Source organism: Aeromonas sp. L_1B5_3 (assembly GCF_963866575.1).
In the GTDB taxonomy this organism is placed as follows: Bacteria; Pseudomonadota; Gammaproteobacteria; order Enterobacterales; family Aeromonadaceae; genus Aeromonas; species Aeromonas jandaei.
Map to the genome: position 1 here is coordinate 33,881 of NZ_CAWMDN010000139.1, position 13,774 is coordinate 47,654.

The window sequence follows — 13,774 nt, forward strand, 5'->3', positions numbered from 1 at the left end:
CCGACTGTCGGGGCGTTTTACATGGTGGCTGTTCGGTCAGGGGCGTTGATCCAGCTCGCGTTCCAGCTCCATGGCCTTCTGGCGGGCAGGATGGGTATTGAGGCGCTGCCAGTAGGCTTGCAGGTGCGGGAAGTGGGCCAGCTGGCCGCTTTGTGCCAGCAGATCCACCAGGAAGGAGTTCATGATGTCGGCGCCGGAGAGGCGATCCCCCACCAGATAGTGGCGATTCGCCATCACATCGTTGAGATAGCCCAGCACCTTGGCACACTCCGCCTTGGCGTAGTCCGGCAGGAAGCGCATCGGGCTGCCATCCTTGCGCACGAACATATCCAGCAGCAGCGGCAGGATGCCCGAGCTCTCGGCGAAGTGGAGCCACTGCAGATATTCGGCATACTCCGTGCTGTCGGTGGCCGGAGCCAGCCGTTCCGGAGCGTGGCGGGCAATCAGGTATTCGGTGATGGCGCCCGATTCTGCCAGCACCCGGCCGTCGAACTCGATGACCGGCGACTTGCCGAGGGGGTGAATGGCTTTTAGCTCGGGCGGTGCCAGAAAGGTGGTGGCATCGCGCTGATACGCCTTGATCTCATAGGGCTGGCCCAGCTCTTCGAGCAGCCAGATGATGCGTTGGGAGCGGGATTTGTTCAGGTGGTGCAGAACTATCATAACGACCTCGATTCGATGGCAGGATCGGGTATACGAGCGGGCGAGGGGGGCGGTTCACCGGCAGTAAAAAAGAGCGGGCTGATGCCCGCTCTCTCTCGTTGACTGACTTATGCCTCCAGCGCCTGATCCAGATCCGCCAGTATGTCCTCGATCGCCTCAATCCCGACCGACAGCCGGATCATCTCGGGTTTGACTCCTGCCTTGGCCTGCTCCTCCTCGCTCAGCTGGCGATGGGTGGTGGAGGCGGGGTGGCAGGCCAGCGACTTGGCATCGCCGATGTTGACCAGCCGTTTGAAGATCTTGAGCGCATCGTAGAAACGCACGCCTGCTTCATAACCCTCCTTCAGGCCGAACGAGAGAATCGCCGAGGGGCGACCGGCCATGTACTTCTCCGCCAGCAGATAGTGCGGGTGACCCGGCAGACCTGCATAGCTGACCCATGCCACCTTGGGGTGATGCTTGAGGTGGTTGGCGACCCGCAGGGCGTTGTCGACGTGGCGCTCCATGCGCAGGCTCAGGGTCTCCAACCCCTGCAGCAGCAGGAAGGCGTTCATCGGCGCCAGCGCTGCGCCGGTATTGCGCAGCGGCACTGTGCGTACCCGCCCGATAAAGGCAGCCGGGCCAAAGGCCTCGGTATAGACCACTCCGTGGTAGGAGGGCTCGGGTTTGGTCAGCTGCGGGAAGCGCTCGGCGTGATCCGCCCAGGGGAACTTGCCCGAGTCGACGATGACGCCACCCAGCGAGTTGCCGTGGCCGCCGACATATTTGGTCAGGCTGTGGACGACGATGTCAGCGCCATGTTCGATCGGTTTGCAGAGCACCGGGGTGGCGACCGTGTTGTCGACGATGAGCGGCACGCCGCGGGCATGGGCTGCCTTGGCCAGCGCGGCCAGATCGACGATGTTGCCCGCCGGATTGCCGATGCTCTCGCAGTAGACCGCCTTGGTCTTGTCGTCGATGAGGGCGGCGATGGCTTCGGCGCTGTCATCCCTGGCGAAGCGCACCTCGACCCCGAAACTCGGCAGCATGTGGGCGAACAAGGTGTAGGTGCCGCCATAGAGCTGGGGAGTGGAGACGATGTTGTCACCGGCTGCGGTCAGCGCCTGAATGGCATAGGTGATGGCGGCAGAACCTGCCGAGACTACCAGTGCGGCGATCCCCCCTTCCAGCGCGGCCATCCGCTGCTCCAGCACATCGTTGGTGGGGTTCATGATGCGGGTGTAGATATTGCCCGGCACCGCCAGATTGAACAGATCCGCCCCGTGCTGGGCGCTCTCGAACTCGTAGGCCACCGTCTGGTAGATGGGGACGGCAACGGCCTTGGTGGTGGGGTCGTTGGTAAAGCCGTGGTGCAGGGCCAGGGTCGCATCTTTCATCACACACTCCTTGTTGGATGTTGCTTATGGCAGTTATAGATGGATAGACGTCCAATCTATCAGGCCCGTGGCCGATGTAAACAGCAAGATCCGGCAAAGCAATTGCTCCCGCAGGGGATGCGCATCCCGATTGGCTGGCACGGCTCGCACTCAGAGACGGCGGCGATACTCCTTGTCGTCGATCTGGTTCATATCCCACTGCATCAGGCGGTTGAGCTGCTGCATGGGATCTTCGATAAGTGGCAGCGGGCGCGGCAGGATCCGCTTGAAGTAACGGCGCAGGATCTGCTGGATCCGGTTCGGTTTGGGCTCGATGTGATGGTTCATGGTGAGGCTCCTTATGTTGTTGCTCAGCGTCATCGTCAGTATTGAGTTAAAATGCGGAAGTAAAAACTGATGACTTTTGAATGAATGATTTCCTCTTTTATGCCGACCGGTCGCCTCTACCAGCAATTTCAACGGCTCGCCCAGCAGCTTGGCTGCGATGAGCGGGAGCTCAGCCTCGCCGAGGTGGCGGATCTGCTCTGCTGCACCCCGCGCAACGCCCGTCTGCTGCTGCGGCGGATGCAGGATCAGGGCTGGCTCAACTGGACGGCGGAAGCGGGGCGGGGGCGGCGCTCCCGACTCACCCTGCTCGACAGTCAGGAGAGCCTGACCCGGCGCCGCTTGCGGGATCTGCTCAGTGAGGGCCAGCTGGCGCAGGCGGTACGACTGGCCGAAGATCGCCTCGATCTGCTCACCCCGCTGCTGCTCGAACAGCTCGGTCAGGCCACCCGCGAGGGGCGTCAGATCCTGCGGGTGCCCTACTACCGGCCGCTGCCGCAGCTGCTGCCTACCGGCCCGATGCGCCGCTCGGAGGTGCATCTCAGCCGCCAGATCTTCAACGGCCTCACCCGGCGAAATGAGGAAAATGGGGAAATCGAGGGCGATCTGGCTCACCACTGGGAGCAGGTCGGCCCTTGTCACTGGCGCTTCTACCTGCGCCCGGCGGTGCGCTTTCACCACGGTCGAGAGCTGGTGGTGGAGGATGTGATGGAGAGTCTGCTGGCCCTGCGGGATCGCCCGCTGTTCGCCCATCTGGCGCGGCTGGAGAGCCCCTGGCCGCGCACTCTGGATCTCTATCTCGACAGCCCGGATCCTCTGCTGCCCGACCTGCTGGCCGAGCCGGTGGCGGCCATTTTGCCGCGCGAGCTCAAGGAAGAGGGGGGGTTTGCCCTGCAACCGGTGGGCACCGGCCCCTATCGGGTGATCGCCAACGATCCGCTGCAGCTGCGCCTCGCCGCTTTTGACGACTACTTCGGCCTGCGCGCCCTGCTCGACGAGATCGACATCTGGATGTTGCCGGAGCTGGCGGAGCGGCTGGAGAGCCACCTGCAGCTGGGTCGTGATAGCCCCGAGCTTGGCTCCATGCGTGGCGAGTCGGAGCTCGAATCGGGCTGCTACTTCCTGCTGCAGGACGAGCGCTCCCGTGCCTTGCAGGATCCTGCTCTGCGCTACTGGATCATTCAGCTGCTCAGTCCGGTGGCCCTGATGGCACGGGTTGCCCCCGAGCTACAACGAGGCTGGACCAGCGCCCTCGGCATGCTGCCCCACTGGCGTGAGACGCTGCCACCGCCGCAGCCTCGGCCACAGAGCCTGCCACAGCGGCTGGTGCTCGCCTGTTTCAACCAGCATATCGAGTTCAATGAGTGTGCCGGTGCCATGGCCGATCTGCTAGGGGCGCAGGGAATTGAGCTGGAAGTGCGCACCCTTGATTACGGTCGCTGGGTGAGTGGCGAGGATGAGGATGTGGATCTCTGGCTTGGTACCCTCAACCTTGAACATGAGGGGCCCTTTGCCCCCTACGGCTGGTTGCAGGGCACTCCGCTGCTGCGCCGGGTGTGGGGCAGCCAGCTGCCGTTGTGGCAGGGGTTGACGCAGTGGCGCGCCAGCGGCGCCGAACCCGGCCCGCGCGCCCTGATGGCCAGGGTGCAGCAGCAGGGCTGGTTTGTGCCGCTGTTTCACCACTGGCTTGAGCTGGAGAGCCGTACCGGCGTGCACGGGGTGCGGATGACGGCGCTCGGCTGGTTCGATTTTCGCAGCGCCTGGCTGCGACCCGAGCTGGTTGGTCAGGCACAGGGCGATGGCGGGGAGCTTGAGTCCTGATGCGGGGCGCGTTAGCCTGAGCGCGGTTCAACGACAAGGAGTCACCAGCCATGCTGGAAATGCAGATCCAACCCCGCTTTCAGGAGACAGATGCCCTCGGCCATATCAACAATACGGTGCCGGCGGTCTGGTTTGAGTCGGCGCGGGATCCCCTGTTCCGGATCTTTTCGCCCGAGCTGGATGTGCATGACTGGCACCTGATCATCGCGGGCTACACGGTGCAGTTCAAACGGGAGCTGTTCTACGGCCAGCCGGTCACCATCAAGACCGGCGTGCGCCGCATTGGCAGCAGCTCCTTCACCATCTGGCAGGAAGCCTGGCAGCAGGGGGAGCTGGCCGTCACCGGCGAGACGACCCTGATCCATTTTGACTATCGGGCACGCCAATCCATCCCTCTGAGCGAGACTCACCGGGAGGGGCTGCGGGCCTGGTTGATAGAGAGTTAACCCGGGCCTTTCGGCCAACACACAGGACACATATGCGCAATACCGTGATCGCTCTGAGCCTCGGCTTGGGGCTGGGGCTCTGCTCCCTGCCGTCTCTGGCGGCAACTCTTGCCGAACAGTTCTCCCTGATGGAAAAGGGGGCCGCCAGTGCCCTCGATACCCGTCTCTTCAGCCACGACGGCGTCGACATCAAGGCCTGGGTCGATGGCGCCCCCGTCATCATCGCCGTGCCCATCATGAACGAGCTGGGCAAGCTGGAGGGGGAGAGCCGCTACTACTTCAAAGGGGGCAAGCTGTTCGGGGTCAAAGAGCCCGCCGCCCAGTTCGCCTTTGACGACAGTGGCAAGCTGACCCAATGGCTGGACGAAAAGGGTCAGCCAGCCGAGTTCGTCAGCAAGATGAGCATGCAGCAGCGTCAGGAGTGGCTAACCAAACGGGCCGCCGAGCTGAGCAAGCTCTTTGCTCCCGGCGCTGCCGAACAGAAGGCCGCCAAGGGCAGCGTCAAGCTCAAGGGGGCGGAGCTCGCCCACAGGCTCTGCAACGGCAAGCTGATGGAGCTGGCTGGTGGCGACAAGGTGATCTTCGAGCAGGAGAAGCTGAAGATTGGCGAGCAGGGCATCGCGGGCGATGTCTCCTTGCGTCAGGAGAAGGGTTGGCAGGAGCTGAGCCTCAAGTGCGAGGTGCAGGGCAATCAGGTGACTCGCCTCACCTGGCAGCCGTTGCCGGCGACCAACAAGCCGCAATAAACGCACCACAACAAGGGGCCCATCGCGGGCCCCTTGTCATTGGCTTACTACTCCCCCAGCTTCATCCGGGTGAGCGCTTCGACCCGTCGCCACTGCTGTGGCTCGAACCAGCGGGCCAGCAGCTCCTGCTGCTGTTCGGTTCTGGCGCTGGCGGGTAATTGCCCCAGCTCGGCCAGATAGCCATTGAGCTGCTCCTTGAATCCCTGCCGATCCTGTTCGAGTTGATGGATCCTATCCACCGCTTCCGGCCCTGCCTTCTCCAGCAACAGGGCATCCCGTCTGGCTGGCTCCATCTGCTCCAGCGCCTGCAGCTCGCCCAGCAGGCGGCCGTTGGCTTCGGCCTCCTGAAACCACCGGGGCTGCGCCGCCAGCCAGAGCTCCAGCTCGCTGGCCAACTCCTGCTTGTCGGCATCGCTTGCTTCAGCCAGCGCCTTGCGGCGCAGGGTCCACTGCTCCATCAGCCGATCTTCGGCAAACAGCTGCTCCTGCTCGGTCGGGGTGAAGCTCTGTTGGCGCAGTTGCTCCCGCTCGTCGAAGAGGATTTGCAGGCTGGCGAGGGTGATATCGGTGGGCACGGTCAGGCTGCTTTGGGCCGAGATAAAGGTGCGATAACGCCCCTGCAGCTCGTCGGCGGCCTCCTGCACGGGATCGTGGTGATGGTTGCTGGCGGTAGGTACGCCTTGCTGGCGTGCCACCTGCGCAGTCGGGGCTGCCGGCCAGAGCAGCACGCCGCCGATCAGCAGGGCGATGGCGCAGGGGACGGCGAGCAGGGTGACGATCCTCATAGTCCCAGCTCCTTGAGGCGGTGGGCATGGTCGCGATAGAGGGTGACCGGGTCGGTTTCAAACAGGTGGTGGATGCCGAAGGACTGGTTCACCTCATCCAGATGGTTCATCCGGTAGTCGGTGCCGATCACCTTGCCGAGGTGGCTGCTGCAGACGCCGACCAGCCCGTCATTGGGCTCCTTGAAGAAGGTACCGGTCAGCGCCAGCGCCGGATCCACCGGATCCAGAATATTGGTCATGTTGCCGCGTCCGCTCCAGGAGAAGTAGTAGACGCCGTTGGTCGCCTGCATCGGCCCTTCGCCGCAATACTGGCTGGGCAGCCCTTCCGGATAGCGCTGGTTGAACTGGTTGGCTCCCTTGCTGGTGAGGGCATCGAGCGCGGCGACCGGATCCTGCGGCAGCTGACTTCCCCCCGAGAGGAGAGAGATGACGCCGGAGAGCGCGTGGGCAGCGGCGGCCGCCAGCTTCTCGGCGGCCGAGCCGGGCGCCGCATTGGTGCGCACCAGATCGGCGATGTCGGAGCCGTAGTTCACCCCACCCACGCTGGTAGCGGAGGCGACCAGCTCGGGGGCGACCGAGGCGACATAACGAATGGTGGGGCCGCCGTGGGAGTGGCCGATCAGATTAACCTTCTCGGCACCGGTGGCGGCCAGCAGCAGTTCGATCTGGGCGAGCAACTGCTCCCCCCGCTGCTCGGAGCTGGCGGTTGCAGATACCTGAGCCACGTAGACCTTGGCGCCATCGCGGCTCAGGGCCTGCGGAATGCCGTAGAAGTAGTCGACCCCGAGCAGCTTGTCGAAGCCGAACAGGCCGTGCACCAGCACTATGGGGTAGCGGGTCTGGGTATATCCGCTGGCTTGCGCCAGCATGGGCAGGGTGCAGAGCAGCACCAGAAGCCATCTCTTCATCATCAGCATCCTTGTCGATTTGTAAGGGGTTGTGAGGTGGGGCGGACTCCATGTTCGCCGGTGCCAGTATGGTGGCTGCTTGAGAAGCGGGCTGTGAGGGGGATCGCAAGTTGGGATTCAAAAGAGATTGTGGCCATCCCTGGCCAGCGGTTGAGGCGGGGAGGCGACCTTGTGATGCCTCCCCAACCAAGCGGGAATCAGTGCCACATCACCAGCCGGTACTGCTTCTTGCCCCGGCGTAGCAGCAGGTAGCAGCCGAACAGCCGGTCAGCCGTCGTCAGTGGCTCATCCCGGCGGATCTCGCCGTTGAGGCTGATGGCCCCCGCCGCCAGCAGCTCGCGGGCGATCCGCTTCGAGTTGGCCAGACCGCTCTCTACCAACAGGGTCACCAGATCGGTTTCCCCCTCGATACGGCAGCTTGGCATGCCATCTTGTGCCAACTGGGCCAGATCGCTCTCGCCAAGGCGGGCCACCTCGCCGCTAAACAGCAGCTCGCTGATGCGCTGCGCTGCTGCCAGCGCCCCCTTACCATGCACCAGCTCGGTCAGCTCATCGGCCAACACCTGCTGGGCCAGTTTGCGCCCTTGCCGCTTTGCATCCTCCGCCTCCAGTGCATCAATCTCGCTCAGCGGCATAAAGCTGTAGTAGCGTAGGAAGCGGTAGACATCCTCGTCCGCCGTGCCGAGCCAGAACTGGTAGAAGGCGTAGGGTGAGGTGAGCGCCGGGTCGAGCCAGATAGCGCCGCCTTCGGTCTTGCCAAACTTGGTGCCGTCAGCCTTGGTGATGAGCGGCAGCGTCATGCCATACACCTGGGCCTGATTGAGGCGGCGGGTGAGATCCATGCCGCTGGTGATGTTGCCCCACTGGTCGTTGCCGCCGATCTGCAGGGTGCAGCCGAGGCGCTGGTTGAGCACCGCGAAGTCTTGGGATTGCAGCAGGGCGTAGGAGAACTCGGTGAACGAGATGCCCTGATCCGGGCGGGCCAACCGCTGGCGCACCGATTCGCGGGCCAGCATGGCGTTGACCGAGAAGTGCTTGCCGATGTCGCGCAGAAAATCGAGGGCGGACATCTGCCCCATCCAGTCGGCGTTGTTGACCAGTTGCGGCGCCGCCAGCCCTTCGCTCGCTGGCAGCAGCGCTTTGATCTGGGCCGACAGACTTGCTACCCAGCCCTGCACCGTCTCGGCGCTGTTGAGGTTACGCTCGGTCGCCTTGAAGCTGGGATCGCCGATAAGTCCGGTGGCACCGCCCACCAGTGCCACCGGAGTGTGACCCGCCAGCTGGAAGCGGCGCAGCATCAGCAGTGGCACCAGATGGCCGATGTGCAGGCTGCCAGCGGTGGGATCGAACCCGCAGTAGACGGTGCGCGGGGTGGCAAGATGGTCGGCCAGCGCCGCCGGGTCGGAGTTCTGGGCCACCAGGCCGCGTCGGGTCAGCTCATCGAGCAGGTGGGGGTTGATCATGGGTTCTCCAACAGCAAGGGGAAAAGCCCACATCCTCGCCGCTCCGGCCTGCGCCGAATATGTCCCCCAGGGGACAGTTTTGCCACTCTCGTGCTAGCATCCGGCTATCGTGTGACCATCGCACAACCATAGCGGGAAGCCTGCCCGCCACCCGGAAGCCATCGCCATGAACCAGCGCCCATGATCCAGACTCTTGCCACAGATGCCCTGACCCGCAGCATGACCGAGGTGGTCGATGCCCTGCACGGCAGCGCCTTTCCGGCGGCACTGGTGCGTCTCATCCAGCAGCAGGTGGCGTTCGACTGTGCCCTGCTGCTCGGGGTGGGGCAGCGCCCCGTTTACCTCTATGACAACCTGCACCACCAGCGGGCGCTGCTGTTTGATCGCTACCTCACCCGCCACTTCAGCCAGGATCCCTTTATGCAGGCGCTGGAACAGGGTCTGGAGGCCGGGGTCTGGACGCTGGCGCAGGTGTCGCGGGGGCGGCTAGATCCCGAGTATCGCCACCACTTCTATCAGGCCACCGGCTGGCAGGAGGAGGTAGGATTGATCCTGCCGGTGCGGGACGGGTTCACCCTGATGCTGTTTCTGGGGCGACTCGACAAGCGCAGCCCCCTCAGCCGTGACGAGTTGGCCAGGCTGGAGGCGCTGTTTCCGCTGGTGCATTCGCTGTGCCGCCAGCACTGGCGGGAGGGAGCCGCGTTGCTGGCCCAGAGTCCGGCGCTGCCGGGTGGCGCCGATCTCAAGGCGACCGTGGAGCAGGCCATCGCCAGCGTGGGGGGGGCAAGCCTCACCCGCCGCGAGCGTCAGGTGGCGGGATTGCTGTTGCAGGGGCTCGACACCGAGGCCATTGCCGGTGCGCTCGGCATCGGCAGCGGCACGGTGAAGAATCACCGCAAGCACCTCTATGCCAAGTTGCATCTGCGCTCGCGGGCCGAGTTGTTCCGCTTCTTCCTCAATCACCTCATTACGGCGCCTGCGGCTGTCAGCAAAGAGGGGTAAAGGGAAGTAAAGAGCCCGCCAGGTGGCGGGCTGCGGGGCTATTCGATGTGGGTAGGCTGGCTGTCGGCGCTGTGGGGGGGGTTAAGGTGTTCATAGCGGGCGATCAGCCGCTTGAACTCATCCCCCTGTCTGACCTTGTCGAGCGCCTGCTGGATTCTGGCAACCTCGTTTTTGTCGGCTTGCGGGTTGAAGGCAAAGCAGTTGTCCTGCTCTTCCAGTACCGCCACGGTAACAAAATCATCGGGTTTAAAGCCCAGCTCTTTCAGCTGGTGAAACAGCATCACCTCGTTGCCGGCCACCAGATCGGTACGGGCCATGATGAGCTGGCGCACCACCTGATCCATCCGTTCCACCGACATCAGATTGAGCGGACTGACTCCCCGGTTGAGCAGCAGCTGCTCACCTACATCCGCCTGCATCACCCCGATCTGCAGCTTGGCGAGATCCGCCTTGCCGCTCACTTTTGGGGCATCCTTCTTGCGGCCGAGCAGTGCTACCCGGGAGTAGCTGATGGGGCAGACCCAGAGGAAGTGGGGATCCCGCTCTTTGGTGTGAGCCGTGGTGAAAAGAACCGCCTCCGGCTGTTGGGTCAGCAGATACCAGCCCCGTGCCCAGGGCATAAAATGGATCGGCTGAACAGGTTCGCCCAGCTCGCGCCAGATGAGACGAAGCAGTTCGACAGCCATCCCCACCGGTTGGCCATTTTTGTCCTGCCCGTTGAGGGGCATGTTCTGCTCCGAGTAGTAGATAAAGGCATGGGCAGGGAGCGCGACAAGCAGGGCAAAACCGAGCAGAGCAGAGAGCAGACAACGCATGACACACTCCTTGTGCGGATAAGACCGTGATTAACTAACAGTCTATGTGGCCTTTGCCACAACTTCATGATCAGATTGCACGATATTGCTACCCGGTATGGCAGAAAGTAACAGGCCACCTTGCGGTGGCCTGTGGCATTACTTGAGCAGGGCTTCCATTTCGGCTTCTGCCTTGGCGCGGGCCTTGGCCTCTGCCTCTTTGGCAGCATCGGCTACGCTCTCGCCCGCTGTATGGCCAGCGGCACTCACCTGCTGTGTGGCGGTAGCAGCAGCGCTGCTGACCGCTTGTTTGGCGGGCTCGACAGCGGCCTTGGTTGCTGCTGGTGTTGCGGTCGAGACGGCATTGCTGACGGCCTGTTTGGCGGGTTCGACAGCGGCCTTGGTGGCTGCCGGTACTGCGGTAGCGACAGCGCTGCTGACGGCCTGCTTGGCGGGTTCGACAGCGGCTTTGGTTGCTGCCGGTACTGCGGTAGCGACAGCGTTGCTGGCCGCCAGTTTGGCGGGCTCGGCGGCAGCCTTGGCTGCTGCCGGTGTTGTGGTAGCGACAGCGTTGCTGACCGCCTGTTTGGCGGGCTCGACTGCTGCTTTGGTGGCTGCTGGTGTTGCGGTAGCGACAGCACTGCTGACTGCCTGTTTGGCGGGCTCGACAGCAGCTTTGGTGGCTGCTGGTACTGTGGTGGCCGCGGCACTGCTCGCAGCCTGGCTGGTTTGGGCCACTGCCGCTTTGGTTTCCTGAACGGTCGCGGTGGTGTTGGCGACAGCCTGTTTGGCTGGAGCGACCGCGGTCGTGGCACTCTTGGCTGCACTGGTGGCGCCAGTGGTTGCGGCCTGAGTGGCTTGTCCGGTCAGCTTGTTGGTGGTGCCGCTGATCGCTTGCGTGGCGCTATTGGTCAGGGAGCCGGTGACGCTGCGGGTGGCGTTGCCGATCGCACTGCCCAGCGAGAAGGGGGAGGCGGCACTCGAGCTGGTACTGCTACCCGTCAGCGCATTGCCGGTGGTGGCAAGCGGCGTGGTTGCAGCCTGCCAGCCCTGCATGGCGGTTGGCCAGACCGGAGTAGTGCCCGCCAGATTTTCGCCGAAGGTCTGGGTGGTGCCATCCCCTTTTTGCAGCAGCACGGACATCTGGTTGGTCTGCGAGTTCCAGACCATACCCGCCTGTTTGGCGATGTCGGGTACGGGGGCATACTCGGAGAGCACGTAGAAGAGCGGCCCCTCCTGCTGCAGCTTGTTGGCAGTCTTGAGCAGCTGCATGGTGGTGTCGTAGTTGGGGCCAAGGATGGCAGTCATCCGATCCTTGACGAGAGGCTGTTCGAACAGGTTCGCCTCATTGGGATCGAAGCCGACCAGTGGCTTGAGCAGGGCCCACATCAACTGGCTGGTGGGGCTCATCATCAGCAGAGGGGCAACACAGGCGGACAACATCAGGCTCAGGCAGGCCGCCTTGAGCAACGGCATGATACGCATTGGGATAATATCCAAATAACGATTTGATAAATAAGGTTATATTTTGTCTTGAACGGACAAATTCACCGGAATTTGACGGCTGACGACAAGAGATAGTCAGCGGGCGCAGGCAGGCTACCATATTGGTTCCGGAATACCAGTCAGCCTTGCATTTGCCGGTAAAGTAAACACGCGGTATGGTCGCTCCCTATTGGCTGAGCTCACCGAAGTAAAGGAAGAGTCCATGAAAAATCGAGTTCTTTGGCTGCTGGCATCCTGCTGGTTGTTACCCGTTCATGCAGCTACCGATACCAGGGTGGCAGGCGAGGCTAGCAGTACCCAGCTGGTATTGCCGCTCGGCTCCCTGCCGGAGCGGGTTTGCTGGTTTCAAGATCAGAAGTTCTCGCAGGGCGCCCGTATTCTGCAGGGGGATATCTGGCTGGAGTGCGGCCCCCAGAACGATCTGGAGAGCAATGGCCCGCTGGTCTGGCGTTCGGCGGCGACCGTATTGCCGGCGACCCGCGATGATCGACAACAAAAAACGATTTCGGTTGGTCAGTGACCCATTTCTTGATCCAGCTAAAGACAAGGGCGTGATCCCTGTCGCATAATGCAGCTCCTTCTTCTCATGGCTGGAACCTAAGAAATGGCTCGTCGCTCTTCCAATGCACAACGTCGTCGCAGTAGCTGGTGGTACAAACGCCTGTTGGCAAGGGAGCGGCAAGAGCGCGAAGCGCGTTCTGTCCGTGATTGATACAGAAGTGAAAAAACGGAGCCTCGGCTCCGTTTTTGTTATGTGTTGCCGTCAAATCCGGCCAGCTTTCCCTATTGCCAATGGCTTGATGCCACGTATCCCCCAAGAGCAGATGCCGTGAAAGTCGAAGTTGTTCCCTACCGTCCCCAATGGCCAGCCCTCTTCCAGGCAGAAGCAGACCAACTGCGCAGCCTGCTGGATGAGTGTCTGCTCGCAGTGCACCATATCGGCAGCACCTCGGTCAGCGGGCTGGCGGCCAAGCCCATCATAGATATCCTGCTGGAGGTCTCCTCGCTGGAGCGGCTGGATCAGCAAAACGGTCTGCTGGAAGTCATGGGGTACGAAGCGATGGGAGAGTGCGGCATCTCGCGGCGTCGCTATTTTCGCAAAGGGGGTGATGAGAGGACGCACCAGATCCATGCCTTCTTGCAGGGGGATCCCCATGTCGTTCGTCATCTGGCTTTTCGTGATTATCTCAGGGCTCATCCTGCCATCTGCCGGGAGTATGCCGCTCTGAAAGAGACGGTTGCAGCGCAGTGTGAGAACCGGATCGAGCGCTATTGCGAGGGCAAGAACGACTTTGTGAAAGAGCACGAGGCGAGAGCGCTGAGCTGGCTGGCCAGCAGGCGTTAGAAACCTCAGCCACGGCCAGGCGAATAAGTGGGCTGGGGGGATGTGCAAATCAGCCGGATATTGCATGATGGGGGTTTCGAGAAGGAGCCTCATATGTCGATTACCATCCGTCATGCCGAACCCGCCGATGCCCCCGCCTTGCGGGATCTCTACGCCATGCCCAATGCCCAGGCGGGCACTCTGCACCTGCCCACACCTCCCCTTAGCCAGTGGCAAAAGCGGTTGGAGAACGGTGATGTGGTCGCCTTGGTGGCGGAGGCCGATGGGAGGCTGGTGGGTCAGATCTCATTGCATGTGGAGCCCAATCCCAGACGCAAGCATGTGGCCGGGATTGGCATGGGAGTGCGAGATGACTGGGCCGGCAAGGGGGTTGGCTCTGCCCTGATGGCCGCGGCGCTGGATCTGGCCGATAACTGGCTCAACCTGCACCGGATTGAGCTGACGGTTTTTGTCGATAACGAAGCGGCGCTGGCGCTCTATCGCAAGTTCGGCTTTGTGGAGGAGGGGCGGGCCCGCGATTATGCCTTCCGCCAAGGGCGCTATGTGGATGTGTTCTATATGGCCAGAGTCGCGGGGGGCGCCAGTCGCTAACGGC

15 protein-coding genes are annotated in these 13,774 nt (G+C 62.8%); 7 read left to right on the plus strand and 8 right to left on the minus strand.

Going from position 1 to position 13,774, the window contains the following annotated elements; genetic code table 11:
• Positions 1-36 precede the first annotated feature (36 nt).
• The 3 genes from AACR93_RS18530 to AACR93_RS18540 all read right to left on the minus strand — a co-directional run bounded on the left by AACR93_RS18530 (position 37) and on the right by AACR93_RS18540 (position 2,366).
• Positions 37-663: a glutathione S-transferase family protein gene (locus tag AACR93_RS18530; RefSeq protein ID WP_043849742.1), complete on the minus strand. Its 627-nt coding sequence runs from the start codon at positions 661-663 to the stop codon at positions 37-39.
• Positions 664-770: 107 nt separating this feature from the next.
• Positions 771-2,039, minus strand: a complete 1,269-nt coding sequence (locus tag AACR93_RS18535; protein ID WP_043849743.1) for an O-acetylhomoserine aminocarboxypropyltransferase/cysteine synthase family protein — start codon at positions 2,037-2,039, stop codon at positions 771-773.
• Positions 2,040-2,189: 150 nt separating this feature from the next.
• Positions 2,190-2,366, minus strand: a complete 177-nt coding sequence (locus AACR93_RS18540; protein WP_104015927.1) for a hypothetical protein — start codon at positions 2,364-2,366, stop codon at positions 2,190-2,192.
• Between the two features lie 99 nt (positions 2,367-2,465).
• Here AACR93_RS18540 and sgrR point away from each other — a divergent pair, with 99 nt between their 5' ends.
• Genes sgrR through AACR93_RS18555 form a run of 3 tightly spaced genes read left to right on the plus strand, consistent with a single transcriptional unit; the run spans position 2,466 to position 5,376 of the window.
• On the plus strand, positions 2,466-4,184 hold the full coding sequence (sgrR, locus tag AACR93_RS18545; RefSeq protein WP_043849744.1) for an HTH-type transcriptional regulator SgrR: 1,719 nt from the start codon (positions 2,466-2,468) through the stop codon (positions 4,182-4,184).
• Positions 4,185-4,234: 50 nt separating this feature from the next.
• Complete coding sequence (locus tag AACR93_RS18550; protein WP_033115515.1) at positions 4,235-4,630, plus strand: acyl-CoA thioesterase; 396 nt, start codon at positions 4,235-4,237, stop codon at positions 4,628-4,630.
• A 32-nt stretch (positions 4,631-4,662) separates the two neighbouring features.
• Complete coding sequence (locus AACR93_RS18555; protein ID WP_043849745.1) at positions 4,663-5,376, plus strand: hypothetical protein; 714 nt, start codon at positions 4,663-4,665, stop codon at positions 5,374-5,376.
• A gap of 47 nt (positions 5,377-5,423) precedes the next feature.
• Here the strand turns inward: AACR93_RS18555 and AACR93_RS18560 are convergent, their stop codons facing one another.
• The 3 genes from AACR93_RS18560 to tyrS all read right to left on the minus strand — a co-directional run bounded on the left by AACR93_RS18560 (position 5,424) and on the right by tyrS (position 8,532).
• Positions 5,424-6,161 (minus strand): lipase secretion chaperone, encoded by a 738-nt coding sequence (locus AACR93_RS18560; RefSeq protein ID WP_043849746.1) that lies wholly within the window; start codon positions 6,159-6,161, stop codon positions 5,424-5,426.
• Positions 6,158-7,069: a lipase family alpha/beta hydrolase gene (locus AACR93_RS18565; RefSeq protein WP_043849747.1), complete on the minus strand. Its 912-nt coding sequence runs from the start codon at positions 7,067-7,069 to the stop codon at positions 6,158-6,160. Before AACR93_RS18565 ends, AACR93_RS18560 begins: the two co-directional genes overlap by 4 nt.
• Before the next feature lie 197 nt (positions 7,070-7,266).
• Complete coding sequence (gene tyrS / locus AACR93_RS18570) at positions 7,267-8,532, minus strand: tyrosine--tRNA ligase (RefSeq protein WP_043849748.1); 1,266 nt, start codon at positions 8,530-8,532, stop codon at positions 7,267-7,269.
• Positions 8,533-8,712: 180 nt separating this feature from the next.
• On the opposite strand from tyrS, the gene AACR93_RS18575 reads away from it, so the two are divergent.
• On the plus strand, positions 8,713-9,534 hold the full coding sequence (locus AACR93_RS18575) for a helix-turn-helix transcriptional regulator (protein WP_043849749.1): 822 nt from the start codon (positions 8,713-8,715) through the stop codon (positions 9,532-9,534).
• Positions 9,535-9,572: 38 nt separating this feature from the next.
• Here AACR93_RS18575 and AACR93_RS18580 read toward each other — a convergent pair whose 3' ends face one another.
• Entirely contained in the window at positions 9,573-10,349 is a 777-nt protein-coding gene (locus tag AACR93_RS18580) for a substrate-binding periplasmic protein (protein ID WP_043849750.1), read from the minus strand.
• Between the two features lie 138 nt (positions 10,350-10,487).
• A complete protein-coding gene (locus AACR93_RS18585; protein ID WP_043849751.1) occupies positions 10,488-11,813 on the minus strand; it encodes a hypothetical protein in 1,326 nt (441 codons plus the stop codon).
• A gap of 223 nt (positions 11,814-12,036) precedes the next feature.
• Here AACR93_RS18585 and AACR93_RS18590 point away from each other — a divergent pair, with 223 nt between their 5' ends.
• From AACR93_RS18590 to AACR93_RS18600, 3 genes are all read left to right on the plus strand, one after another.
• Positions 12,037-12,354 carry a DUF1496 domain-containing protein gene (locus AACR93_RS18590; RefSeq protein WP_052497041.1) on the plus strand — a complete coding sequence of 106 codons (318 nt, stop codon included), beginning with the start codon at positions 12,037-12,039 and terminating at the stop codon, positions 12,352-12,354.
• A 309-nt stretch (positions 12,355-12,663) separates the two neighbouring features.
• Positions 12,664-13,179: a GrpB family protein gene (locus tag AACR93_RS18595; RefSeq protein ID WP_041210082.1), complete on the plus strand. Its 516-nt coding sequence runs from the start codon at positions 12,664-12,666 to the stop codon at positions 13,177-13,179.
• 93 nt (positions 13,180-13,272) lie between these two features.
• Positions 13,273-13,770, plus strand: a complete 498-nt coding sequence (locus AACR93_RS18600) for a GNAT family N-acetyltransferase (RefSeq protein WP_041210083.1) — start codon at positions 13,273-13,275, stop codon at positions 13,768-13,770.
• Positions 13,771-13,774 lie beyond the last annotated feature (4 nt).

Coding starts and splice junctions, on each gene's coding strand:
- tyrS (WP_043849748.1), bottom strand. CDS start 8,532: ATGATCAACCCCCACCTGCTCGATGAGCTGACCCGACGCGGCCTGGTG.
- AACR93_RS18565 (WP_043849747.1), bottom strand. CDS start 7,069: ATGAAGAGATGGCTTCTGGTGCTGCTCTGCACCCTGCCCATGCTGGCG.
- AACR93_RS18560 (WP_043849746.1), bottom strand. CDS start 6,161: ATGAGGATCGTCACCCTGCTCGCCGTCCCCTGCGCCATCGCCCTGCTG.
- AACR93_RS18580 (WP_043849750.1), bottom strand. CDS start 10,349: ATGCGTTGTCTGCTCTCTGCTCTGCTCGGTTTTGCCCTGCTTGTCGCG.
- AACR93_RS18535 (WP_043849743.1), bottom strand. CDS start 2,039: ATGAAAGATGCGACCCTGGCCCTGCACCACGGCTTTACCAACGACCCC.
- AACR93_RS18530 (WP_043849742.1), bottom strand. CDS start 663: ATGATAGTTCTGCACCACCTGAACAAATCCCGCTCCCAACGCATCATC.
- AACR93_RS18585 (WP_043849751.1), bottom strand. CDS start 11,813: ATGCGTATCATGCCGTTGCTCAAGGCGGCCTGCCTGAGCCTGATGTTG.
- AACR93_RS18555 (WP_043849745.1), top strand. CDS start 4,663: ATGCGCAATACCGTGATCGCTCTGAGCCTCGGCTTGGGGCTGGGGCTC.
- AACR93_RS18550 (WP_033115515.1), top strand. CDS start 4,235: ATGCTGGAAATGCAGATCCAACCCCGCTTTCAGGAGACAGATGCCCTC.
- AACR93_RS18590 (WP_052497041.1), top strand. CDS start 12,037: ATGAAAAATCGAGTTCTTTGGCTGCTGGCATCCTGCTGGTTGTTACCC.
- AACR93_RS18540 (WP_104015927.1), bottom strand. CDS start 2,366: ATGAACCATCACATCGAGCCCAAACCGAACCGGATCCAGCAGATCCTG.
- sgrR (WP_043849744.1), top strand. CDS start 2,466: ATGCCGACCGGTCGCCTCTACCAGCAATTTCAACGGCTCGCCCAGCAG.
- AACR93_RS18575 (WP_043849749.1), top strand. CDS start 8,713: ATGATCCAGACTCTTGCCACAGATGCCCTGACCCGCAGCATGACCGAG.
- AACR93_RS18600 (WP_041210083.1), top strand. CDS start 13,273: ATGTCGATTACCATCCGTCATGCCGAACCCGCCGATGCCCCCGCCTTG.